Origin of the sequence: Klebsiella sp. WOUb02, from assembly GCF_050058015.1 — a bacterium.
Classification (GTDB): Bacteria; Pseudomonadota; Gammaproteobacteria; order Enterobacterales; family Enterobacteriaceae; genus Klebsiella.
Genome location: NZ_CP170106.1, coordinates 79,821 through 102,534 on the forward strand (window position 1 = coordinate 79,821; position 22,714 = coordinate 102,534).

At 56.9% G+C, this 22,714-nt stretch carries 19 protein-coding genes, 1 other RNA gene and 5 pseudogenes; 9 read left to right on the forward strand and 16 right to left on the reverse strand.

Annotated features, from left to right (window positions below):
- Positions 1-9: 9 nt before the first annotated feature.
- Complete coding sequence (gene agaV / locus ABOC21_RS02455) at positions 10-483, reverse strand: PTS N-acetylgalactosamine transporter subunit IIB (RefSeq protein WP_095099794.1); 474 nt, start codon at positions 481-483, stop codon at positions 10-12.
- A gap of 19 nt (positions 484-502) precedes the next feature.
- Positions 503-1,810 (reverse strand): tagatose-bisphosphate aldolase subunit KbaZ, encoded by a 1,308-nt coding sequence (gene kbaZ, locus ABOC21_RS02460; protein ID WP_426812582.1) that lies wholly within the window; start codon positions 1,808-1,810, stop codon positions 503-505.
- A 238-nt stretch (positions 1,811-2,048) separates the two neighbouring features.
- Here kbaZ and ABOC21_RS02465 point away from each other — a divergent pair, with 238 nt between their 5' ends.
- A complete protein-coding gene (locus ABOC21_RS02465) occupies positions 2,049-2,858 on the forward strand; it encodes a DeoR family transcriptional regulator (RefSeq protein ID WP_426812320.1) in 810 nt (269 codons plus the stop codon).
- A gap of 56 nt (positions 2,859-2,914) precedes the next feature.
- On the opposite strand, the pseudogene garD reads toward ABOC21_RS02465, so the two are convergent.
- Positions 2,915-4,485 (reverse strand): annotated as a pseudogene (gene garD, locus ABOC21_RS02470) (galactarate dehydratase).
- 457 nt (positions 4,486-4,942) lie between these two features.
- On the opposite strand from garD, the gene garP reads away from it, so the two are divergent.
- The 5 genes and pseudogenes from garP (at position 4,943) to rnpB (ending at position 9,562) form a co-directional block, all read left to right on the forward strand.
- Positions 4,943-6,223 (forward strand): galactarate/glucarate/glycerate transporter GarP, encoded by a 1,281-nt coding sequence (gene garP, locus ABOC21_RS02475; RefSeq protein ID WP_426812583.1) that lies wholly within the window; start codon positions 4,943-4,945, stop codon positions 6,221-6,223.
- Between the two features lie 28 nt (positions 6,224-6,251).
- Entirely contained in the window at positions 6,252-7,022 is a 771-nt protein-coding gene (gene garL, locus ABOC21_RS02480) for a 2-dehydro-3-deoxyglucarate aldolase (protein ID WP_426812321.1), read from the forward strand.
- Positions 7,023-7,050: 28 nt separating this feature from the next.
- Positions 7,051-7,942: pseudogene (garR, locus tag ABOC21_RS02485) on the forward strand (2-hydroxy-3-oxopropionate reductase).
- Positions 7,943-8,006: 64 nt separating this feature from the next.
- On the forward strand, positions 8,007-9,152 hold the full coding sequence (garK, locus tag ABOC21_RS02490; RefSeq protein ID WP_426812322.1) for a glycerate 2-kinase: 1,146 nt from the start codon (positions 8,007-8,009) through the stop codon (positions 9,150-9,152).
- A 32-nt stretch (positions 9,153-9,184) separates the two neighbouring features.
- Positions 9,185-9,562: RNase P RNA component class A (gene rnpB, locus ABOC21_RS02495), an RNA gene on the forward strand.
- A 372-nt stretch (positions 9,563-9,934) separates the two neighbouring features.
- On the opposite strand, the gene ABOC21_RS02500 is transcribed toward rnpB, so the two are convergent.
- Both ABOC21_RS02500 and ABOC21_RS02505 read right to left on the reverse strand, forming a co-directional pair.
- The gene (locus tag ABOC21_RS02500; protein WP_426812323.1) at positions 9,935-10,096 is read right to left on the reverse strand and encodes a hypothetical protein; all 162 of its coding nucleotides are present in this window, start codon (positions 10,094-10,096) and stop codon (positions 9,935-9,937) included.
- 24 nt (positions 10,097-10,120) lie between these two features.
- Positions 10,121-10,822 carry a pirin family protein gene (locus ABOC21_RS02505; protein ID WP_426812324.1) on the reverse strand — a complete coding sequence of 234 codons (702 nt, stop codon included), beginning with the start codon at positions 10,820-10,822 and terminating at the stop codon, positions 10,121-10,123.
- Positions 10,823-10,926: 104 nt separating this feature from the next.
- Between ABOC21_RS02505 and ABOC21_RS02510 the strand changes: the two genes are divergently transcribed.
- Positions 10,927-11,823: a LysR family transcriptional regulator gene (locus ABOC21_RS02510; protein ID WP_426812325.1), complete on the forward strand. Its 897-nt coding sequence runs from the start codon at positions 10,927-10,929 to the stop codon at positions 11,821-11,823.
- A gap of 38 nt (positions 11,824-11,861) precedes the next feature.
- Here ABOC21_RS02510 and ABOC21_RS02515 read toward each other — a convergent pair whose 3' ends face one another.
- From ABOC21_RS02515 to ABOC21_RS02565, 11 genes and pseudogenes are all read right to left on the reverse strand, one after another.
- Positions 11,862-12,230: a DUF805 domain-containing protein gene (locus tag ABOC21_RS02515; RefSeq protein ID WP_426812326.1), complete on the reverse strand. Its 369-nt coding sequence runs from the start codon at positions 12,228-12,230 to the stop codon at positions 11,862-11,864.
- A 126-nt stretch (positions 12,231-12,356) separates the two neighbouring features.
- Positions 12,357-13,344 (reverse strand): annotated as a pseudogene (locus tag ABOC21_RS02520) (glutathione S-transferase family protein).
- A 73-nt stretch (positions 13,345-13,417) separates the two neighbouring features.
- The gene (locus ABOC21_RS02525; protein WP_004867955.1) at positions 13,418-13,810 is read right to left on the reverse strand and encodes a DoxX family protein; all 393 of its coding nucleotides are present in this window, start codon (positions 13,808-13,810) and stop codon (positions 13,418-13,420) included.
- Positions 13,811-14,030: 220 nt separating this feature from the next.
- The gene (locus tag ABOC21_RS02530; RefSeq protein WP_331834944.1) at positions 14,031-14,327 is read right to left on the reverse strand and encodes a YqjK-like family protein; all 297 of its coding nucleotides are present in this window, start codon (positions 14,325-14,327) and stop codon (positions 14,031-14,033) included.
- Positions 14,324-14,723 (reverse strand): annotated as a pseudogene (locus ABOC21_RS02535) (phage holin family protein). The gene ABOC21_RS02530 and the pseudogene ABOC21_RS02535 overlap by 4 nt, the downstream one beginning before the upstream one ends.
- A 2-nt stretch (positions 14,724-14,725) precedes the next feature.
- Positions 14,726-15,031 (reverse strand): DUF883 family protein, encoded by a 306-nt coding sequence (locus ABOC21_RS02540; protein WP_426812327.1) that lies wholly within the window; start codon positions 15,029-15,031, stop codon positions 14,726-14,728.
- A 32-nt stretch (positions 15,032-15,063) separates the two neighbouring features.
- Complete coding sequence (locus ABOC21_RS02545) at positions 15,064-15,432, reverse strand: DUF1090 domain-containing protein (protein WP_426812328.1); 369 nt, start codon at positions 15,430-15,432, stop codon at positions 15,064-15,066.
- A 148-nt stretch (positions 15,433-15,580) separates the two neighbouring features.
- On the reverse strand, positions 15,581-15,967 hold the full coding sequence (gene mzrA / locus ABOC21_RS02550) for an EnvZ/OmpR regulon moderator MzrA (protein ID WP_426812329.1): 387 nt from the start codon (positions 15,965-15,967) through the stop codon (positions 15,581-15,583).
- A complete protein-coding gene (gene yqjA, locus ABOC21_RS02555; RefSeq protein WP_426812330.1) occupies positions 15,967-16,629 on the reverse strand; it encodes a DedA family general envelope maintenance protein YqjA in 663 nt (220 codons plus the stop codon). Before yqjA ends, mzrA begins: the two co-directional genes overlap by 1 nt.
- 463 nt (positions 16,630-17,092) lie before the next feature.
- Positions 17,093-17,869, reverse strand: a complete 777-nt coding sequence (exuR, locus tag ABOC21_RS02560; RefSeq protein WP_426812331.1) for a transcriptional regulator ExuR — start codon at positions 17,867-17,869, stop codon at positions 17,093-17,095.
- Positions 17,870-17,999: 130 nt separating this feature from the next.
- Positions 18,000-19,301, reverse strand: coding sequence for an MFS transporter (locus ABOC21_RS02565; protein WP_426812332.1), 1,302 nt, complete (start codon positions 19,299-19,301; stop codon positions 18,000-18,002).
- A 481-nt stretch (positions 19,302-19,782) separates the two neighbouring features.
- Here ABOC21_RS02565 and uxaC point away from each other — a divergent pair.
- Both uxaC and ABOC21_RS02575 read left to right on the forward strand, forming a co-directional pair.
- Positions 19,783-21,196: pseudogene (gene uxaC, locus ABOC21_RS02570) on the forward strand (glucuronate isomerase).
- A gap of 18 nt (positions 21,197-21,214) precedes the next feature.
- On the forward strand, positions 21,215-22,702 hold the full coding sequence (locus ABOC21_RS02575; protein ID WP_426812333.1) for a UxaA family hydrolase: 1,488 nt from the start codon (positions 21,215-21,217) through the stop codon (positions 22,700-22,702).
- Positions 22,703-22,714: the final 12 nt, after the last annotated feature.

Here is a 22,714-nt window from a genome sequence, read left to right on the forward strand (position 1 = left end):
ATGAATCCCTCAGAGTAGTTTAAAGAGATCCAAAGCGGGTTCTGTCGGAACGCCCTGCACAAAACATTCCACCCCGGCGGCCTTGAGGCCGTTAAACGCGGCAATATCGTTCGCGTCTACAGAAACCGTTTTGGCAATATGCTGTTTGCCATTGGCGTAGTGCATATTTCCTACGTTGATACGCGTGACGGGAACGCCGCCCTCCACCAGCCTGAGGAAGTCTGCCGGTGTTTTACAGACCAGCAGAATTTTTTGCCTGTCGGCGGCGCGGTGGATATTTTCAATCACTTTTTGCAGCGACCAGAAGCGTACGGCGATCCCCTCCGCCAGCACCATCTCCATCAAATTTTGCTGTACCGAATCTTCCGCAACCTCATCGTTGGCCACCAGCACCAGGTTCGCTCCCGCAAAGCCGACCCACTGGACGCCCACCTGACCGTGGATCAAACGTTCATCGATACGACTTAAGACAATGTTTGGCATCGCGTTTTCCTCTTTGTTGTTATGCGTTATGGGACGTAACGCCCTGACAGGCAGCGTGATACTGCTGCAGTATGTCCTGAATATGGTCGATGATGAGCTCCCGCGGAGCTGCCTTGAGATCGCCCTCGCGAACTTTGATGTACTGCAACGGCATATACTGGCTGATGAGCGGCAGCGGAATCGGCCAGTCGGCAAGATTGCGCACCAGGCGTGCAAAGGCCTCATCGATCTGGCTGTCCGGCCAGTAGTAGCGGACGCGGTCGGAGTAGCTGTATCCGCGCGCCAGGCGCCGCGCGTTACCGTCGCCGTGATAGTGGTTTTGCCAATATTCCGGGCGATCGAGCATCACGTTTTCCAGCACCTGACGCAGGCCGGAGCAGGCTTTCGCGGGCAGGAGTTCTTCCTCTATTGCCGCCAGCGAGAACAGCGCTTCGCGCAGGGCGAAGGTGAGCGCCGGGCCGACCTTCAGAATGGCAAAATGATCTTTCACCAGCTGACGAAGCGCCTGCGGCGTCTGGTAGTCCGTGGAGTGGGCTTCAAATATCAGCGTGTCATAAGCTTCCACCATGGCGCTCAGCGCCACGGCTTTGTGCGGCTGATAGTCGATAACGTTGATATGATCGAATTCGACGCCGGGCTGGACCACCAGTCCGATAATGCGCGGCCAGATATTGGTCAGCCCCTGCTTTGCAAAGGCCCGGCGATGCGCTTCCAGCGTCGCGCGCGCCGCTTCAGGCGTGGTGACCTGCAGCTCGGTAAGCGTTTCATGGGCGCCGCCTGGGACGGGCACTTCGGTACCGATCACGTAAACCAGATCGGATTCGCCAAAGTGTTCCCGGCAGGTCTCTTCGGCTATCTTTGCCAGTCGGGCGGCGCGATCGGCGACGATCTCATCGGTTAACGGCAGCGGATCGCCCGCGCAGGACATGCTGCAATCGAGATGGATCTTCTTAAAGCCGGCTGCGACGTAGCTTTTAATAAGGTCGTCGGCATTGGCCATCGCCTGGGCTGCGGGCAGGTTTTGCCAGCGGTTAGGACCGAGATGATCGCCGCCGAGGATCAGCTGCGACTGGGGAAAATCGAGCGAGCTGGCGAGCTGGCAGACAAAGCCGCGGAAATCAGTTGGCGTCATGCCGGTATAGCCGCCGAACTGATCCACCTGGTTGGAGGTGGCTTCGATCAGCAGCGGAGCCTGCCGGGTCCGGGCGTAACGAATGGCCGCTTCGAGTACCAGCGGATGGGCGGAACAGACGGCATAAATTCCGCTTGTACTTCCTCGTTTATGCTGTGCCACCATTTCTGTAAGATGTTTCACTTTCCTCTCCATTTCGGATGGTAATGACATTAATCTTTCGTTTTGTTTCATTTAATACTGCGTTATGGTGCTGTAAAAATAAAACGAAAGATAATGGTTTTCCGATCTATTTCACAAAAGAAACATAATGAAAGGTTTCAGCGTCAGGATGTGTACCGCCGTAGCGCGTTGCGGGGCTTGCATTCCGCTAAAAGAAAGGTGTTAATAGGCAAAACGAAATGAAACGAAAGATTTAGCTAAAGGAATACCTATGAGCAGTACCGACTCTTCTGCAGATAAGCGCATCAGCGGCACCAGTGAGAGGCGCGAGCAAATTATCCAGCGGCTGCGGCAGCAGGGAAGCGTGCAGGTGAACGACCTTGCTCTGCTATATGGCGTCTCGACGGTGACGATTCGCAACGATCTGGCCTTTCTTGAAAAGCAGGGCATCGCCGTTCGCGCCTATGGCGGGGCGCTGATCTGTGACGGTACAACGCCCGCTGCGGAGCCGTCAGTGGAAGATAAAAGCGCGCTCAATACCGCGGTGAAGCGCAGCATCGCGCAGGCGGCGGTAGAACTGATTCAACCGGGGCACCGGATTATTCTCGACTCCGGCACCACAACCTATGAAATTGCCCGTATGCTGCGTCAGCATACCGATCTGATCGTCATGACTAACGGGATGAACGTGGCGAATGCGCTGCTGGATGCCGAAGGGGTCGAGCTGCTGATGACCGGCGGCCACCTGCGCCGCCAGTCGCAGTCGTTCTATGGCGACCAGGCGGAGCAGTCGTTACAGAATTACCACTTTGATATGCTGTTTCTCGGCGTCGACGCCATCGATCTCGATCGCGGCGTGAGTACCCATAATGAGGATGAAGCGCGTCTGAATCGCCGGATGTGTGAGGTGGCGGAGCGGATCGTTGTCGTGACCGACTCAACGAAATTTAATCGTTCGAGCCTGCATAAGATTATCGACACTCAGCGGATTGATATGATTATCGTCGATGAAGGGATCCCGAGCGAAAGCCTTGAAGGGCTGCGCAAGAGCGGCATTGATGTGCGACTGGTGAAGGGCTAAACGTGGCCCCTCTCCGCGCAGGAGAGAGGCCCAACGCTGCGCCGCCCGGGCGGCAATCAGGTTACCGGCGCCGGGTTAAACACCGCCAGCTGGTTATGCAGCCCCCACTGGTCTGAGAAGGTTTTCTTGCGGCCGCTGGCGACGGCGAGAATAAACTCAAACAGCTTCAGACCCACCTCTTCGATCGTCTCTTCGCCGGTGGCGATAGTCCCGGCGTTAATATCCATCAGATCGTACCAGCGGTTCGCCAGCTCGGTGCGGGTCGCCATTTTAATGACCGGCACCGCGACGAGGCCATATGGCGTACCGCGGCCGGTGGTGAACACCTGAACCGTAATGCCGGATGCGACCTGCTGGGTACCGCAAACAAAATCGCTGGCGGGGGTGGCGGCAAATATCAGCCCGCGTTTCGTCGGGCGCTGGCCCGGCGACAGCACCTCGACAATCGCGCTTTTCCCCGACTTGGCGATAGAGCCCAGCGCCTTTTCCACTACGTTGGCGAGGCCGCCCTTTTGTTCCCCGGCGAGGGGTTGGCGCTGCGATCGGTTTGGCCGAGATTGAGATAGTTATCGTACCAGGCCATCTCCTCGAGCAGGCGTTTACCGACCTCCTCGTTCGCCGCGCGCGGGGTGAGCAGATGAATGGCGTCACGGACTTCGGTGACCTCTGAGAACATTACCGTCGCGCCGCAGCGGACCAGCAGGTCGGAGGCATAGCCGACCGCCGGGTTGGCGGTGACGCCGGAAAACGCGTCGCTGCCGCCGCACTGCATGCCGACCACCAGTTCGGAAGCCGGACAGGTTTCGCGCTGGCGCCGGTTGAGCTTCGCCAGGTGACGCTCCGCAACCTGCAGAATATCGTCGACCATTGATTTGAAGCCAACGTGATGTTCATCCTGCAGCCGCACGATGCTGGCGCTGTCCACGGCAACGGGCTGAACGTCTTCCGTCCCCTGCAGCAGGCGCTCCGGCTGCAGCTTTTCACAGCCGAGGCCAACAACCATCACCTCGCCGCCAAAATTCGGGTTCAACGAGATGTTGTGGATAGTGCGGATAGGCACGACGGCCGCCGGCGCGTTGATGGCGACGCCGCAGCCGTAGAGGTGATTGAGGCCCACGACGCCGTCGACGTTCGGATACTTCGGCAGCAGGTCGCGTTCGATGATTTTGACCACGTAATCGACAACCCCGGCCACGCAGTGCACGCTGGTGGTGATGCCGAGCAGATTCTTGGTCCCGACGCTGCCGTCGGCGTTGCGATAGCCCTCAAAGGTATACCCTTCCAGTGCGGGCTGCGCCTGCGGGACTTTGGTGGCCAGCGGCAGGGTATTCAGCGGCGGCGCGCTGGGCAGTTCTACCGTGGATTCGTCAATCCAGCTGCCGCGCGCGATATCGCGAACGGCGTAGCCGATGACTTCGCCATAGCGGATGATTTCGCCGTGAACGGGAATATCCACCAGCGCCACCTTATGGCCCTGAGGAATATGTTCAATCAGCTCCAGTCCGTCCGGGAAACGACTCCCGGCTTGCAGACCATTATCATTGACAATAATTGCCACATTATCGGTGTCGTGTACTTTTATATAAAACGCGCTGGGCGATTGTTGTCTAATTTCGATGTCGGCCATTGTCCAGTATTCTCCAGCCAGGTGGGGATAATAAAGTAATAAGTTCTGGGTTCGCAATTTAATTGCGGATGTTCTCAGTGTTGTGGAATTAGGATGTCAGGAGTTCGCCAGCAAAAATGTGATGGCGATCACTCATTATCGCGAACGCCGCGCCAGCAGCGGTATCAAAGCATAAATATGTGCATTAGCGCCCATCATTATATGCATATGTTTAAAGTAATATTTATATCCATCGTATTAATTGTGCGGATGCACAATGCGCGGCGGATATCTGCTGTTTATACTGAATGACGATTTCATCACGCCGGATTTGCTATTTGATGTTTGTTTTTATTTTAAAGACATCTTTACGGTAGCGTTTAAATAATAAGAAAGTAACTCCCGAGTACCTGAGGTAAATAAAATGATGCTTGATACGGTTGAAGCAACAAAAAAGGGCTTGCCGACCTGATATTTAATTTTACTGATAATATTTATCGTCACCGCCGTTAACTATGCCGACCGCGCAACGCTCTCGGTTGCCGGAGCCGAAGTGGCAAAAGAGCTTCAGCTCAGCGCCGTGTCGATGGGATACATTTTCTCCGCCTTTGGCTGGGCCTATTTGCTGATGCAAATCCCCGGCGGCTGGCTGCTGGATAGATTTGGCTCGAAGAAGGTCTACACCTACAGCCTCTTCTTCTGGTCGCTGTTTACCTTCCTGCAGGGCTTTGTTGACCTCTTTCCGCTTGCCTGGGCCGGGATATCGATGTTCATTATGCGCTTTATGCTGGGTTTTTCGGAAGCGCCGTCGTTTCCGGCTAACGCCCGCATCGTCGCCGCCTGGTTCCCGACTAAAGAGCGCGGTACCGCCTCCGCTATCTTTAACTCTGCGCAATATTTTTCGCTGGCGCTGTTCTCGCCGCTGCTCGGCTGGTTAACCTTCTCCTGGGGCTGGGAGCACGTGTTTACCGTCATGGGTGTCATCGGTTTTGTCCTCACCGGCCTGTGGGTAAAGCTGATTCATAACCCGACCGACCATCCGCGGATGTCAAAGCAGGAGCTGAAGTTTATCTCTGACAACGGCGCGGTGGTGGATATGGACCATAAAAAGCCCGGCGGCAGCACGGCCAGCGGGCCGAAACTCCACTATATCAAGCAGCTGTTAACCAACCGCATGATGCTGGGCGTATTCTTTGGCCAATATTTTATCAACACCATCACCTGGTTCTTCCTTACCTGGTTCCCGATTTACCTGGTGCAGGATAAGGGGATGTCGATTCTGAAAGTGGGGCTGGTGGCCTCCATCCCGGCGCTGTGCGGTTTTGCCGGCGGCGTGCTGGGCGGCGTGTTCTCCGACTATCTGATTAAGCGCGGCCGTTCTATCACGCTGGCCCGTAAGCTGCCTATCGTGCTCGGCATGCTGCTGGCTTCAACCATTATTCTGTGTAACTACACCGATAACACCGCGCTGGTGGTGACTCTGATGGCGCTGGCGTTCTTCGGTAAAGGCTTTGGCGCCCTCGGCTGGCCGGTTATTTCTGATACCGCGCCGAAGGAGATTGTTGGCCTGTGCGGTGGGGTCTTCAACGTATTCGGTAACGTGGCGTCGATCGTGACTCCGCTGGTCATTGGCTATCTGGTCAGCGAACTGCATTCGTTTAACGCGGCGCTGGTGTTTGTCGGTTGTTCAGCGCTGATGGCGATGATTTGCTATCTCTTCATTGTTGGCGACATCAAACGTATGGAACTGCAAAAATAATTCACGGTTAAGTGACAAGGTATAAGCGATGAATAACGATATCTTCCCGAACAAATTCAAGGCGGCGCTGGCTGCGCATCAGGTTCAGATTGGCTGCTGGTCCGCGCTGGCCAGCCCGATTAGCACCGAGGTCTTAGGCCTGGCGGGCTTTGACTGGCTGGTGCTGGACGGCGAGCATGCGCCAAACGATATGACGACCTTTATCCCCCAGCTGATGGCCCTGAAGGGCAGCGCCAGCGCCGCGGTTGTGCGGGTCCCGACCAACGAGCCGGTTATTATTAAGCGCCTGCTGGATATCGGTTTTTATAACTTCCTGATCCCGTTTGTGGAAAGTAAAGAGGAGGCGGTGAACGCCGTGGCCTCCACCCGCTATCCGCCGGAAGGCATCCGCGGGGTCTCCGTTTCTCACCGCGCCAACATGTTTGGCGCCGTGCCGGACTACTTCGCGCAAGCAAACAAAAACATCACCATCCTTGTACAGATTGAAAGCCAGCAGGGCGTAGATAGCGTCGATGCCATCGCGGCAACCGAAGGCGTTGACGGCATTTTTGTCGGCCCCAGCGATTTGGCCGCAGCGCTAGGCCATCTGGGCAACGCCGCTCATCCTGACGTGCAGCGCGCGATTCAGCACATTTTTGCGAGCGCCAAAAAGCACGGTAAGCCGAGCGGAATTCTGGCGCCGGTAGAGGCCGATGCGCGCCGCTATCTGGAATGGGGCGCCACCTTCGTTGCCGTCGGCAGCGATTTGGGCGTATTCCGCTCCGCCACGCAGAAGCTTGCGGATTCTTTTAAAAAATAACCCTCGGGATCAAAAGAGAGAGAACGTTATGACGATGAAAGTTGGTTTTATTGGCCTGGGCATCATGGGCAAGCCTATGAGCAAAAACCTGCTGAAAGCCGGTTACTCGCTGGTGGTTTCCGACCGTAATCCTGAAGCGGTTGCTGAAGCGATTGCTGCCGGAGCGGAAACGGCGGCGACGGCGAAGGCGATTGCCGAGCAGTGCGATGTCATTATCACGATGCTGCCGAACTCCCCGCATGTGAAAGAAGTAGCGCTGGGTGAAAACGGCATTATTGAAGGCGCGAAGCCGGGTACTGTGCTGATCGATATGAGACTCCATCGCGCCGCTGGCCAGCCGTGAAATCAGCGAAGCGCTGAAGGCGAAGGGCGTGGATATGCTCGATGCGCCGGTGAGCGGCGGCGAGCCGAAGGCGATCGACGGCACGCTGTCGGTGATGGTCGGCGGCGATCGGGCTATCTTCGATAAATACTACGATCTGATGAAGACGATGGCCGGCTCGGTCGTGCACACCGGCGAAGTGGGGGCAGGCAACGTGACTAAGCTGGCCAACCAGGTGATCGTCGCGCTGAATATTGCCGCGATGTCCGAAGCCCTGACCCTCGCCACCAAAGCGGGCGTCAATCCGGATCTGGTGTATCAGGCTATCCGTGGCGGCCTGGCGGGAAGCACCGTGCTGGATGCGAAAGCGCCGATGGTGATGGATCGCAACTTCAAGCCGGGTTTCCGCATCGACCTGCATATTAAGGATCTGGCCAACGCGCTGGATACGTCCCACGGCGTGGGCGCTCAGCTGCCGCTGACGGCGGCGGTGATGGAAATGATGCAGGCGCTGCGTGCCGATGGTCTCGGGACCGCCGACCACAGCGCGCTGGCATGCTATTACGAGAAACTGGCGAAAGTGGAAGTCACTCGCTAACAAGAAGGGCGCGGAACGCGCCCTGTAATTCTTGCCTTGCGCGGCACTGTCAGGCTACATAACTATGAAAATCGTAATCGCCCCAGACTCTTATAAAGAAAGCCTTTCTGCCATTGAGGTAGCTCAGGCGATAGAAAAAGGATTTCGGGAAATTTTCCCCGATGCGGAATATGTTTCCGTCCCGGTCGCCGACGGCGGTGAAGGCACCGTCGAGGCCATGATCGCCGCCACGCAGGGTTCTGAATATAGCGCTTTGGTCACGGGGCCGTTAGGTGAAAAGGTGAACGCCAGCTGGGGAATGTCCGGCGACGGTAAAACGGCGTTTATCGAGATGGCGGCCGCCAGCGGGCTGTGCCTGGTGCCACCGGCGCTGCGCAACCCGCTGCTGACGACATCGCGCGGGACCGGGGAGCTGATTCTCCAGGCGCTGGATCGTGGGGCGAAAAATATCATTATCGGCATCGGCGGCAGCGCCACTAACGACGGCGGCGCCGGCATGGTGCAGGCGCTAGGGGCCAGCCTCCGCGATGCTAACGGCCGCGAGATTGGCTACGGCGGCGGGAGCCTCGCCAGCCTGAACGCTATCGATCTTCGCGCTCTGGACGCCCGGCTGCAGGGATGTACCATCCGCGTAGCCTGCGACGTGACCAATCCGCTGACTGGCGATGCGGGCGCCTCGCGTATTTTTGGCCCGCAGAAGGGGGCGAGCGAAGCGATGATCCTCGAGCTGGATCGCAATCTTGAACACTATGCCGACGTGATAAAAACCGATTTGCGCGTGGACGTGAAACAGGTGGCGGGAGCCGGGGCTGCCGGAGGTATGGGGGCTGCGCTGATGGCGTTCCTGAATGCCGAACTGCGCAGCGGGGTCGAGATTGTCACCCAGGCGCTGAACCTGGAAGAGCATATTCTCGACTGCTCGCTGGTGGTGACCGGCGAGGGGCGGCTGGATAGCCAAAGTATTCATGGCAAGGTGCCGGTCGGCGTGGCGAGCGTGGCGAAAAAATACCATAAGCCGGTGATTGGCATTGCCGGCAGCCTGACCCGCGACGTTGGCGTGGTGCATCAGTTTGGCATCGATGCGGTATTCAGCGTGCTGACCAATATTACGACGCTGGAAGAGGCGTTTCGTGGAGCATCGGACAATATTTATCGCGCGTCGCGCAACGTCGCCGCGACATTGCGGGCCGGGATGGCGATGGAGGGATGACAACCGACGGCAAACCCTCTATACTTCGCGCCGAAGCTGACCAGACAGTCGCCGCTTCGTCGTCGTCCTCCTTCGGGGGAGACGGGCGGAGGGGAGGAAAGTCCGGGCTCCATAGGGCAGGGTGCCAGGTAACGCCTGGGGGGGAAACCCACGACCAGTGCAACAGAGAGCAAACCGCCGATGGCCCGCGCAAGCGGGATCAGGTAAGGGTGAAAGGGTGCGGTAAGAGCGCACCGCGCGGCTGGTAACAGTTCGCGGCACGGTAAACTCCACCCGGAGCAAGGCCAAATAGGGGTTCATAAGGTACGGCCCGTACTGAACCCGGGTAGGCTGCTTGAGCCAGTGAGCGATTGCTGGCCTAGATGAATGACTGTCCACGACAGAACCCGGCTTATCGGTCAGCTTCAACTTATTCGACACAAAACCCGCTTCGGCGGGTTTTGTGCTTTCTGAATGGATGAATGACTGTCCACGACACTTTTCATGAAAAGAATGCGGCTTAGCGATCATCTTTAACTCATTCGACACAAAACCCGCTTCGGCGGGTTTTGTGCTTTCTGCATGGATGAATGACTGTCCACGACGCTTTTCATGAAAAGAATGCGGCTTAGCGGTCATCTTTAACTCATTCGACACAAAACCCGCTTCGGCGGGTTTTGTGCTTTCTGCGCGGATGAATGACTGTCCACGACGCTTTTCATGAAAAGAATGCGGCTTAGCGGTCAGCTTCAACTTTATTCAGGAAACCCCGCTTCGGCCCCGGCAGGAGCCGATTTTGGGTATCAGGCGGCGTTTTCTTCATCCAGAAGCCGCGTTTCGGCTTCTGCAACAATGGCCTCCAGCTCGCTGAGCATCTCTTCGTAGCCAAAGCTGACGACGTTCGTTGTTTCCGGCAAGGTCTGCTGAATCGGCGATGCGCTCTTCTTCGGTTTCTTCTTACTCACTGATAAGCTCCATGACTCCCGTTATTACACCGGTAAATCTATCAGTAACGCGCGCAAAGGCGTATCGGCAACGAGCGTAATGTTAGCTTCATCACGAATAAATGCGCCGTCGCCGCAGGTCAGCGCCTGCTTTTCCTCTTCATGCGCCACGGCGTGCACGGTCCCGTGAATCGACTGCAGATAGGCGCGCGGCCCGTGGAGCTGGACGTTAATCCGATCGCCTTTCGCGAGTTCGAGATGATGGATCCAGACCTGCTGGCGTAGCTGCAGGCTATTCTGCGCGCCGTCGGGTGAAGCCAACAGCTGCTGTGGACCTTCGGTGATGCTCATCTTCTGCACCAGCGGATTTTCGCGCTCCGGACAGGCGTCCAGCCACAGCTGCATCCGCGTTAGCGAACGATCTTTACTCAGATTATGCTCGCTGTAGCTGACGCCCGGCTGGGTCGAAATCAGAAGCGCTTCGCCAGTTTTAGCCTGCAGATGGTTGCCGTCGCTATCGCGGTACTCCGCTTCCCCTTCCAGGATCAGGTTCAGGATATCGACTTTCGGATAGGTACGCGGCTGGAACGATGCGCCCGGCGCCAGGACTTCCTGGTTGAGCACGCGCAGGGAGGCGTAGCCTAGCAGTTTAGGGTCGAAGTAGTGTCCAAAGGAAAAGGTGTAGCGGGCCTGCAGCCAGCCGAAATCTGCTTGTCCGCATTGTTTGGCTGTTCGGGTAGTAATCATTGTCTTGACCTCTCTTTACACTAAATCAATGGTAAAGGTATGGACGCTGTATTGTTAGCCAGATATTCTGCCCGGTATATTCAAATTTCCTGAATGAGAGCGCTATGGCTAAAGAGAGAGCATTAACGCTGGAGGCGTTGCGCGTCATGGATGCGATCGACAGGCGCGGGAGCTTTGCCGCCGCGGCTGACGAGCTCGGACGCGTCCCTTCGGCACTCAGCTACACGATGCAGAAACTGGAAGAGGAGCTGGACGTGGTGCTGTTTGACCGCTCCGGTCATCGAACAAAATTCACCAACGTCGGACGCATGCTGCTGGAGCGCGGACGCGTCCTGCTGGAGGCGGCGGATAAGCTCACCACCGATGCCGAAGCGCTCTCCCGCGGTTGGGAAACGCACCTGACCATCGTCACCGAAGCGCTGGTGCCGACCAGCGACTTTTTCCCGCTGATTGAGAAGCTGGCGACCAAATCGAACACGCAGCTCTCCGTCATTACCGAAGTGCTTGCCGGCGCCTGGGAACGCCTTGAGCAGGGTCGGGCGGATATCGTCGTCGCGCCGGATATGCATTTTCGCTCTTCGTCGGAAATTAACTCGCGTAAGCTCTACTCGGTGCTGAACGTCTATGTTGCGGCGCCGAATCACCCTATTCATCAGGAGCCGGAGCCGCTTTCCGAAGTCACGCGGGTGAAATATCGCGGCGTGGCGGTGGCGGATACCGCCCGCGAACGTCCGGTGCTGACGGTGCAGCTGCTCGACAAGCAGCCGCGTTTAACGGTCAGCACCATTGAAGATAAGCGCCAGGCGCTGCTGGCAGGGCTGGGGGTGGCGACAATGCCTTACCCGCTGGTGGAGCAGGATATTGCCGAAGGGCGCCTACGGGTTGTCAGCCCGGAATATACCAATGAGATTGACATTATTATGGCCTGGCGCCGCGATAGCATGGGCGAGGCCAAATCCTGGTGCCTGCGGGAAATTCCCCGACTGTTTAGCGGGAAGTAAATCAGCGCCGCGTGCCGCCCGAAGGCGGCGCGCGTTGTTCACGATGAAAGGGATTTTGGATCGGGCCCGAAGCGGTTATTTCCGGGCGTTCCGCTTTGGCAATTGAACACCAGAATCACCAGCCAGCCAATCACCGGGATCAGCAGCAGCAGTAGCCACCACGCCGAGCGGTCCGTGTCATGTAAGCGCCGAAACTGTACCGCCCACCACGGCAAAAAGATCAGCACGCCGTAAATCGTCGTCAGGATGCCTTCACCTCCCGCCCGCTGCCAGCCCAGCATTTTATCGATAATGCTGAGCACGCCGGTGAGGATGATATTGACCAGAACAAACATCCAGTACTCTTTGCGGCGGGCGCGGCCGCCAAAGCCAATATAGTTTCTTATTACCTGCAGATACCAGTCCATGTTTATGCCTCGATTAGCCGTCAATCACTTGTTTTTAAAGCAATCGTAATAAGAATAGACGGCAATGAAAGGCGGGTAAATATCGCGGTTGTGAAATTTCAGGCGCCGCGGCGGGCGCCCTAAAGATCAGCGAAAAAGAAGGTCACGGCCGTGCGGCGCGTTGAGATCCTGCTGCGGACCGACGGAGATAATTCCGGTCGGGTTGATGGTTTTATGGCTGCGGTAGTAGTGGTTGCGAATATGGCCAAAATCGACGGTCTCGGCAATGCCCGGCATCTGGTAGATATCGCGCAGGAAGCCGTACAAATTAGGATAATCGCTGATGCGCCGCTGGTCGCATTTAAAGTGGGTCACATACACCGGGTCGAAGCGCACGAGGGTCGTCCACAGACGAATGTCGGCTTCGGTCAGCCGGTCGCCGGTCAGGTAACGGTGCTGGCCAAGGATCTGCTCCAGGCGCTCCAGCGAAGCAAATACGCCCTCAATGGCTTCATCATAAGCCTGCTGGCTGGTGGCGAACCCGGCTTTATAAACGCCGTTATTCACGCTGTCATAAATCCAGCCGTTCAGCTCATCGATGGGCTCGCGTAGCGCAGGCGGATAGTAATCCCCGGCGGTCGCCCCCAGGCCGTCGAAAGCGGTATTGAACATGCGAATAATTTCGGCCGACTCGTTGCTGACGATAGTTTGCCGCTTTTTATCCCACAGCACCGGCACCGTCACTCTCCCGGTGTATTGCGGGTCGGCGTGCAGATAGAGTCTGATAGAGAAACTGGTGCTGATACAGCGTATCGCCAGTGGCGTCCGGGAAACTGCTGTCGAACGTCCAGCCGTTCTCGAACATCAGGGGATTCACCACCGAGACGGAGATAAACGGCTCCAGGCCTTTTAGCTTGCGCAGAATAAGGGTGCGATGCGCCCAGGGGCAGGCGAGAGAGACGTACAGATGATAGCGATCTTTTTCGGCAGCGAAGCCGCCATCGCCGCTCGGCCCCGGGGCGCCATCGGCGGTCAGCCAGTTACGGAAGGCCGAAACGGAACGCTTGAATCGTCCTCCGGTGGATTTGGTGTCATACCAGGTATCGTGCCAGACGCCGTCGACTAATTGGCCCATTTGTTCCTCCTTCAGACTGTAGATAGCAAAAGCGAGGAGATATCTCCTCGCTTTTTAATTCAGTATAGTGCGCTTACCACTTTTTATTCAGCACGCGGTCGATGCTGAATGCGCCCGGACCGGTGATAGCCAGCAGCAGGAAGCCGCCTGCGATGGTCAGGTTTTTCATGAACATCAGCGAGTTCACGCCTTCAGCAAAGTTGCTGTGGAACAGGAACGCGGTCAGCAGAGTAAAGCCGGCGGTGAACAGCGCGGTCGTACGGGTCAGGAAACCGAACAGGATTGCCAGGCCGCCGCCGAACTCAAGCAGAATGGTTAACGGCAGCAATGCGCCCGGTACGCCCATGGCTTCCATGTATTGCTGAGTGCCGGCATATCCGGTGATTTTTCCCCAGCCTGCGGTAATGAACAGGATTGGCATCAGGATACGCGCTACCAGTACACCAACATCTTCTAATTTTTTCATTTCTTACTCCAGAGAACCCAAAGGGCGGCGATTTTGTTTTTTGGCACAAACCTGCGTAGTTACGCGGGGTTGCTGTCGATGGAGGGAATATTAGCGAGAGGTTGAAGTAATTGTTAGCAAGGAAAACTGTAGATCTTCTTCAAGAATTCTGAGTAATTTCCTGTGAGACAGGCAAATAAAAAGGACCGGTTAAGGTCCTGAGAATAACGCCGGGAGGCGCTCAGCGCGATGATTGCTGGCGCAGCAGGCCTCTGACCATACGCCAGGTACTCCAGGCGCCGACGCCGCGCCGGGTCCAGCGCAGAAGAAAGCGAGGATGGCGCACGGACCAGATGGCCATGATGCCGCTGCCGACCATCGCCCACGAGCGAAGGTTTTGCAGCGTCAGCCAGCCTCGGTCGAGCGGGGCGGTGGCCGCCAGCCAGTCGCGGCGGCCGGCGGTTAAATCCAGCCGCTGCTGCTGGATCTGGCGCAGCAGAAGGGCCTTACGCCGCTCACGTTCCTGTTGACTGCTCACGATCGATCGTCCTCCAGCAGCGCTCTGTCGTTAGCCAGACTCTGTGCGGGTGTGGCGCAGGAAGGTTGAACGCCGGGCCTTACGTAGCGTCCAGATACCGCCGATCAGCGAAGCGAGCAGCAGCACGACGGTGGTCGTTATCATGACGTTCAGACGGTACTGCGGATCGACGGCCCAGATAATGAGCACCAGCAGGCTCATCAGCCCGAACGCGGCGAACAGCAGGGTCAGCCCGAGCATCAGAAACAGCTGGAAGAGGTTGGCCTTCTCTTCTTCCAGCTCCACAACCACCAGACGCAGACGCGTTTCCACCATTTCGACCAGCAGCGAAACGATGCGCTGGCCAATGCCGAAGACGCTCTGACCCGGTCCTTGCGTGCGTTGAGAGTCCGCCATAATTAGCGACGCGTCAGCAGGACACCCAGCACCAGCCCAACGGCTGCGCCAATACCTACGCCGGTCCACGGATTTTCGCGAACGTATTCATCGGCGCGAGCGGCGCTTTCACGGGTCTGCCTGACGATGGCATCGCCGGTTTCGCCCAGGCGCACGCGACTCTCTTTCAGCGCGCTTTCGGCTTTGCTACGCAGCTTGCCAATCTCTTCTTTCGACTTATCCGCGGAGGAGTTCAGCACTTCTTCCAGGGTATCAGCCAGAGTCTTCAGTTCTGCACGCAGGTCGTCTGCAACGTTATCTTTAGGCATCTTTCTCTCCTGTAAAGTGGTCCATATACATACTAGTACTCACGTGACTCCAGCGCCTTCAGCTCTTGCTGCGCTTCATCAAGTTTATGCTGGCGCTTGCTGATTTTCTCAGCATTGCCTTTCTGTTCGGCTTCGCGCAGATCGCGCTGACGTTCGCTAATCTCTTCCCGCTGTTTGGCGATTTTTTGCTGGTGATCGGCTTTGAGCTTACTGTCGCTGCAGTGGGCTTTCACTTCTCTCAGCGCCTTGTTGAGACCATCAATACGGTTCTGATTGTGATGCTTTTCGGCATAGCTAATCTCCCGCTGGATATCCTGCTCTTTTTCCTGACAGGGGGAGATGGCAAAAGCGCTGGAGCTAAGCGAAGTTAAAACCAGGATCAAAGCGATGCGGTGTTTCATGGATGCTACCTTCCATTGTGTGAGGGCATATCCGTAAGATATACCCGATCCAGTTGGTTAACGTCAGCCCGATGGCTCCCGCAGTCTTAAGCATAGTAAGGAAAACAGGAAACCACCAAACTGCGTGAAAATATTCAGATTTTGGAGGTTATCCAAATCTGTGCGGCGTGTCGCGCAGGCGGGAGAGCCATGCCGTCGGCGTGTTATCTTCCTCCTGCAAAGCAATAATATAGCCGTGCGGCAGGACGCGTCCCAGCACTTCTTTCGCCGCGATGCCCTGGGCGCTGGAATCAAATTTGATCAGCAGACCATCTTTTTGCGGCGTGATGCTTTTAAAACGAATGCCGTTGGCATCAAGATGGTGCCAGACGGAAAAACCGTCCGGCATACCGACATCCTGACTGACCGGGTGAATAGCGAGGGTTGCTTCCTGCTGTTGCGCCGCCAGCCAAAGCCAGAACAGGGCGCACAGTAAAAGTGAACCGCCCAGCATCCAGCCTGCCTTACGCAGAGAAGGGCGTTTTTTAACCATCATCAGCCCCGACTTCTGTGTTTTTTCTTCCACATCACAAACAGCGAGCCGATTAAGCCAAATACCAGCAGCACCACCGGCAGCAGCATCAGGCAGGACATGAGCTGATCTTCATATTTCAGGAATACCGGCGTTTTGCCCAGCAGGTAGCCCAGCGAGGTCAGGATCAGTACCCACAGCAGGCCGCTCATCCAGTTAAAGAACTGGAAGCGCGCGTTGTTCAGCCCCGAGATGCCGGCAATGGTTGGCAGCAGGGTGCGAACGAAAGCGATAAAGCGGCCAATCAGCAGCGCGGAAAGCCCGTGCTTATGGAAAAGATGGTGCGCGCGCTGGTGGTAGTGGGACGGCAGGTGCGAAAGCCAGTTTTGCACGATCCGCGTATTACCCAGCCAGCGGCCCTGAATATAGCTCAGCCAGCAGCCGAGGCTGGCGGCCGCGGTGAGCAGCAGCAGCGTTTCGGGGAAGCCCATTGCGCCCTTAGCAATCAGGACGCCAACCAGGACTAACAGGCTATCGCCCGGTAAAAAAGCGGCCGGAAGCAGGCCGTTTTCGAGAAATAAAATCACAAATAAGACGAAATAGAGCATGCCAATCATGGAGGGATTGGCGAGAGTTTCGTAATCCTGGCTCCATAAAGCATTTAACAATTGGGTTAATAGTTCCATTCACGATTCCTGGTACATCGGTTAACGGTACGTCTGAACGCAGTGTAAATTAGCGACATAGGTTGTTATTGGATTATGGTCGCTGCTGATGCGGTCTGAACGGATCCCTGTCTGGCATCATCTTCTTCAGGTCGTCCCAGGCTACTTTTTGGCATGGAAAAACCCGCTGCTGTTGCTGTCCACGCTGCCGGGGGCGTCTTCCTTTACCCTCTGAACGCCCCTGAAGGGTTTTGTGCATCAGATAAAGATAAGCAAATGCGAGCTGCAGAACGACGAAATGCATCTAATTGTAACAAAACCGCTGACTTTACGGCAGATAAATTGCAGTTTGTTGCTCATTGATTTTGCTGATTGCGGCGGCGGGTGGCGAGTGTCTTTACACAGGCTGACACTATAGATGTTTGCTTACCTCGTCGGGACAGCGGGCCGACGTTGAGCGCCGGCCTGGAATGAGGATAATCGCTTATTTTACGCCATTGGCGGCGGTATCGAGGTGAACCACCGGATTTTCCGCAAACAGGTAGCGATCGGCGTTGAATTCAAAATCATCGCTGGTTTCGTTGAACAGCATCAGTTTGGTATTTTCCAGATGCTGCCACATCGCCAGCTTCGCGGCATGCGGATCTTTACGAATCAGAGCTTTAAGGATCTGGTCGTGATCGTCGCACCAGCTATCGACGGTGCGGGTGTCGATATGGTCGTGCAGCTTTTTCCAGTAAGGGTTGTGCACGCGCTGGGTCCACATCTTCTCGACAATTGCCGCCAGCGCGGTGTTCTGGGTCGCCAGCGCCACCTGAACGTGAAACTGCAGGTCCCACTCGGAGTCGCGGAAGCACTTCTCTTTCCGCGCCTTCTCCTGGATCTCCATAAGCTTCATGATGTCCTGCTTGGTCACCTGGGTGGCGGCAAACTCGGCGATATTGCTCTCAATCAGCTGACGGGCCTGCAGCAGCTCAAACGGACCATAGCTGGCGAACTCCAGGGCTTCGTCGATGGGCTGCTGGTACTTTGGATGGTTGGAGATAACGTGAATGCCTGAACCTTTGCGCACTTCCACATAGCCTTCGACTTCCAGCATGATAATGGCTTCGCGAACCACGGTGCGGCTAACGCTTTTCTCGTCGGCAATAAACCGCTCCGCGGGCAGTTTATCGCCCACCAGGTAGACACCCTGCTCAATACGTGCCTTCAGCTCCGCGGCAAGCTGTTGATACAAACGACGTGGTTCTGTGATTTCCATATTCGCTCCCGGAAGATGGCGACAATATGGGATTTGTTATACCACTTTTACGCGCATCCCACCACTGCCGGGCATGAAAAAGCCGCCTTTATCGCGGCGGCTTTAGCGGGTCAATCGAACGGCGTCGACGCTAGCTTTGCGTCACCGGTTTACCGCTGCTAAGCGGGGTGGGGTCGTCGTCCGCCGATTTGTTCTTCAGTACGGTCCAGATGACGACGGCGCCCAGCAGGTCGAAGACCGCCAGCACGGCAAACAGCGGGCTAAAGCCGATGGTATCCGCCAGCGCGCCAACCACCAGCGCAAACATGGTGCTCGCCATCCAGGCCGCCATGCCGGTCAGGCCGTTGGCGGTCGCCACCTCGTTACGACCAAATACGTCGGAAGAGAGCGTAATCAGCGCGCCGGACAGCGCCTGGTGAGCAAAGCCGCCGACGCACAGTAGGGCGATAGCCACGAACGGGCTGGTGAACAGGCCAATCATCCCCGGGCCAATCATCAGCAGGGCGCCCATGGTGACGACCATTTTACGCGAGACGATCAGGTTGACGCCAAACCAGCGCTGGAACAGCGGCGGCAGGTAGCCGCCAACGATGCAGCCGAGGTCGGCGAACAGCATCGGCATCCAGGCGAACATCGCGATCTCTTTCAGATTAAAACCGTACACTTTAAACATGAACAGCGGGATCCACGCATTGAAGGTCCCCCAGGCCGGCTCGGCAAGGAAGCGCGGCAGGGCGATGCCCCAGAACTGACGGTTGCGCAGAATCTGCCACGGCGACATTTTCTTGCCGTTGTCGATCTGATGCTGAGACTCCTGGCCGCCGATGATGTAGTCGCGCTCTTCGGTGGTTAATTTTTTCTGGTCACGCGGGTGTTTATAGAATACCAGCCACGACATGGCCCATGCGAAGCTCAGGACGCCGGAAATGATGAACGCCATCTGCCAGCTGTGCATCACAATCGCCCAGACGACCAGCGGCGGGGCGATCATTGCCCCGATCGAGGAGCCAACGTTGAAGTAGCCAACGGCAATAGAGCGCTCCTTTGCCGGGAACCATTCGGAGCTAGCCTTCAGGCCAGCCGGGATCATGGCGGCCTCAGCGGCGCCGACGGCGCCGCGAGCCAGCGCTAATCCGCCCCAGCTGCCCGCCAGCGCCGTTGAGCCACAAAAAACGGCCCAGGCGATGGCGAAGAAGGCGTAGCCGATCTTGGTACCCAGAATATCAAGGACGTAGCCCGCCACAGGCTGCATAACGGTATAGGCAGCCGAGTAGGCTGCGATGATATAGGAATACTGTTGGGTGGAGATGTGTAACTCTTCCATTAGCGTTGGCGCAGCCGCAGCTACAGTGTTACGCGTCAGGTACCCCAGCACGGTGCCCAATGTCACCAGTGCGATCATATACCAACGTAACCCTTTAATTTTACGCATGTAAAACCTCATCGTTTGTTATATCTCTGCAGCGAGTGCAGCCATCTTCAAACCCGGTAAACGGGGCGGAGAAGGAGAAACGGAGGGTTCAGGGGGAAAACCCATATGGCCCGAACCTTGCCATCAATCGTTTTGCTTAATTCGGTATCCGTACCGCTCAATGCGATGTCGCAAACCATCGCCAATACATTCCTGTGGTTTATATCTTTCGACGGCAGAACGATAACTTGTCATACAACTTTAAAGGTTGCGTACTGTCACAAAAGTGGGAAAGTTTATGTGGGTACTTTTTGGGGCGAGAAAACCCGCTTGTGGCGCGGCCTGCAGCGCTATTTACTCCTTTTAGGGTAAATTTTTTGTCAGCGTTTATTGATCTAACTCACGAAAAAGATTTCGGACTGTAGAAATTGGTGTGATAACTTTGTCAGCATTATCGTCAATCATCTGAAGTGCCCCGCCACGGGGCGAAGAGGAAATGAAAATGACAGCGTTTATGACCGAAGATTTTCTGCTTGATAGCGAGTTCGCCCGCCGCTTGTACCACGATTACGCCAAAGACCAGCCGATTTTCGACTATCACTGCCACCTGCCTCCGCAGCAGATTGCCGAAAATTATCGTTTTAAAAATCTGTATGACATCTGGCTGAAAGGCGATCATTATAAATGGCGCGCGATGCGTACTAACGGCGTTGCTGAACGCCTCTGTACCGGCGATGCGTCGGATCGCGAGAAGTTTTCCGCCTGGGCCGCCACCGTACCGCACACCATTGGCAACCCGTTATACCACTGGACGCATCTTGAGCTGCGTCGTCCTCTTGGTATTACAGGTAAGCTGCTCTCTCCGGCTACCGCCGATGAAATCTGGGATCGCTGCAACGCGCTGCTGGCGGAGGAGCGTTTTTCCGCCCGCGGCATCATGCAGCAGATGAACGTGAAAATGGTCGGCACGACCGACGACCCGGTGGATTCGCTGGAACACCACGCGGCGGTGGCAAAAGACGCGAGCTTCACCACTAAAGTTCTGCCGAGCTGGCGTCCGGATAAGGCGTTTAATATCGACCAGGCGACCTTTAGCGATTACATGGCGACGCTTGGCGCCGTTTCCGATACCGATATTCGCCGCTTTGCCGATCTGCAGTCCGCGCTCACGAAGCGTCTCGATCACTTCGCGGCCCACGGCTGTAAAGTCTCCGACCACGCGCTGGACGTGGTGCTGTTCGCCGAAGCCAGCGAGGCCGAGCTGGATAGCATCCTCGCCCGCCGCCTGAGCGGCGCCGTCCTGAGCGAGCACGAAGTCGCGCAGTTCAAAACCGCCGTGCTGGTCTTCCTCGGCGCAGAGTACGCCCGCCGCGGCTGGGTACAGCAGTACCACATCGGCGCGCTGCGTAACAATAACCAGCGTCAGTTCAAGCTGTTAGGGCCAGACGTTGGCTTCGACTCGATCAACGATCGGCCGATGGCGGAAGCGCTGTCGAAGCTGCTGAGCAAGCAGAACGAAGAGAACCTGTTGCCGAAAACCATCCTCTACTGCCTGAACCCGCGCGATAACGAAGTGCTGGGGACCATGGTCGGTAACTTCCAGGGCGAGGGGATGCCGGGCAAGATGCAGTTCGGTTCCGGCTGGTGGTTCAACGATCAGAAAGATGGCATGGAGCGCCAGATGACCCAGCTGGCTCAGCTTGGCCTGCTGAGCCGCTTCGTCGGCATGCTGACCGATAGCCGCAGCTTCCTCTCCTACACGCGTCATGAATATTTCCGCCGCATCCTGTGCCAGATGATCGGCCGCTGGGTCGAAGCGGGCGAAGCGCCGGCGGATATTCAGTCTGCTGGGCGAGATGGTGCAAAACATCTGCTTTAACAATGCGCGTGATTATTTCGCCATTGAACTGAACTAAGACCAGAGGTCGGTTGATATGCAATACATTAAAATCCATTCGCAGGATAACGTCGCGGTGGCGTTGGCTGATATGGCCGCGGGCACGACGGTCGCTATCGACGATGCTGTGGTGACGCTAAGCCAGGATATCGTCCGCGGGCACAAGTTCGCGCTATGCGGCATTGCGAAGGGAAAAAACGTCATTAAATATGGTTTGCCTATTGGTCATGCGCTGGCGGATATCGCGCCCGGGGAACATATTCACGCCCATAATACGCGCACCAACCTGAGCGACCTTGACGAGTATCGCTATCAACCGGATCTCGCCGAGCCGTCGGCGCAGCCCGCCGACCGCGAGGTGCAGATTTATCGTCGGGCTAACGGCGACGTCGGGGTGCGCAACGAGCTGTGGATCCTGCCGACCGTTGGCTGCGTCAACGGCATCGCGCGCCAGATCCAGAATCGCTTCCTCAAAGAGACCCACGATGCGGAAGGCACCGACGGCGTTTTTCTCTTCAGCCATACCTACGGCTGTTCGCAGCTGGGGGATGACCATCTCAACACCCGCACCATGCTGCAAAACATGGTGCGTCATCCCAACGCCGGCGCGGTGCTGGTGATTGGCCTTGGCTGTGAGAATAATCAGATTGACGCCTTCCGGGAGACGCTGGGCGATTTCGATCCGCAGCGCGTGCACTTTATGGTCTGCCAGGCCCAGGAAGATGAGGTAACGGCGGGAGTCGAGCATCTCCACCAGCTTTACCAGGCGATGCGCCAGGACCGGCGCCAGCCTGGCAAGCTCAGCGAGCTGAAGTTTGGCCTCGAATGCGGCGGATCGGACGGGCTGTCGGGGATCACCGCCAACCCGATGCTGGGGCGTTTTTCTGACTACCTGATTGCGAACGGCGGAACCACCGTCCTGACGGAGGTGCCGGAAATGTTCGGCGCCGAGCGGCTGCTGATGAGCCGCTGTCGCGATGAAGCGACCTTCGACAAGCTGGTTGCCATGGTGAACGACTTCAAGCAGTACTTCATTGCGCACAACCAGCCGATTTACGAGAACCCGTCGCCGGGTAACAAAGCGGGCGGGATCACCACCCTGGAAGATAAGTCGCTGGGCTGCACGCAGAAAGCGGGCTCCAGCCAGGTGGTGGACGTCCTGCGCTACGGCGAGCGCCTGAAGGTGCGCGGTCTGAACCTGCTGAGCGCGCCGGGCAACGATGCGGTCGCGACCAGCGCGCTGGCCGGCGCCGGCTGCCACATGGTGTTATTCAGCACCGGTCGCGGCACGCCTTACGGCGGCTTTGTGCCGACGGTAAAAATCGCCACCAACAGCGAGCTGGCGGCGAAAAAGAAACACTGGATCGATTTTGACGCCGGCCAGCTGATCCACGGGAAAGCCATGCCGCAGCTGCTGGAAGAGTTTGTCGATACTATTGCCGGGATTGCCAGCGGCAGGCAGACCTGCAACGAACGCAACGACTTCCGCGAGCTGGCGATCTTCAAAAGCGGCGTCACCCTCTAATCTCTCCACCAT

Coding starts and splice junctions, on each gene's coding strand:
- agaV (WP_095099794.1), bottom strand. CDS start 483: ATGCCAAACATTGTCTTAAGTCGTATCGATGAACGTTTGATCCACGGT.
- kbaZ (WP_426812582.1), bottom strand. CDS start 1,810: ATGGAGAGGAAAGTGAAACATCTTACAGAAATGGTGGCACAGCATAAA.
- ABOC21_RS02465 (WP_426812320.1), top strand. CDS start 2,049: ATGAGCAGTACCGACTCTTCTGCAGATAAGCGCATCAGCGGCACCAGT.
- garL (WP_426812321.1), top strand. CDS start 6,252: ATGAATAACGATATCTTCCCGAACAAATTCAAGGCGGCGCTGGCTGCG.
- garK (WP_426812322.1), top strand. CDS start 8,007: ATGAAAATCGTAATCGCCCCAGACTCTTATAAAGAAAGCCTTTCTGCC.
- ABOC21_RS02505 (WP_426812324.1), bottom strand. CDS start 10,822: ATGATTACTACCCGAACAGCCAAACAATGCGGACAAGCAGATTTCGGC.
- ABOC21_RS02510 (WP_426812325.1), top strand. CDS start 10,927: ATGGCTAAAGAGAGAGCATTAACGCTGGAGGCGTTGCGCGTCATGGAT.
- ABOC21_RS02515 (WP_426812326.1), bottom strand. CDS start 12,230: ATGGACTGGTATCTGCAGGTAATAAGAAACTATATTGGCTTTGGCGGC.
- ABOC21_RS02525 (WP_004867955.1), bottom strand. CDS start 13,810: ATGAAAAAATTAGAAGATGTTGGTGTACTGGTAGCGCGTATCCTGATG.
- ABOC21_RS02540 (WP_426812327.1), bottom strand. CDS start 15,031: ATGCCTAAAGATAACGTTGCAGACGACCTGCGTGCAGAACTGAAGACT.
- ABOC21_RS02545 (WP_426812328.1), bottom strand. CDS start 15,432: ATGAAACACCGCATCGCTTTGATCCTGGTTTTAACTTCGCTTAGCTCC.
- mzrA (WP_426812329.1), bottom strand. CDS start 15,967: ATGATGGTTAAAAAACGCCCTTCTCTGCGTAAGGCAGGCTGGATGCTG.
- yqjA (WP_426812330.1), bottom strand. CDS start 16,629: ATGGAACTATTAACCCAATTGTTAAATGCTTTATGGAGCCAGGATTAC.
- exuR (WP_426812331.1), bottom strand. CDS start 17,869: ATGGAAATCACAGAACCACGTCGTTTGTATCAACAGCTTGCCGCGGAG.
- ABOC21_RS02565 (WP_426812332.1), bottom strand. CDS start 19,301: ATGCGTAAAATTAAAGGGTTACGTTGGTATATGATCGCACTGGTGACA.
- ABOC21_RS02575 (WP_426812333.1), top strand. CDS start 21,215: ATGCAATACATTAAAATCCATTCGCAGGATAACGTCGCGGTGGCGTTG.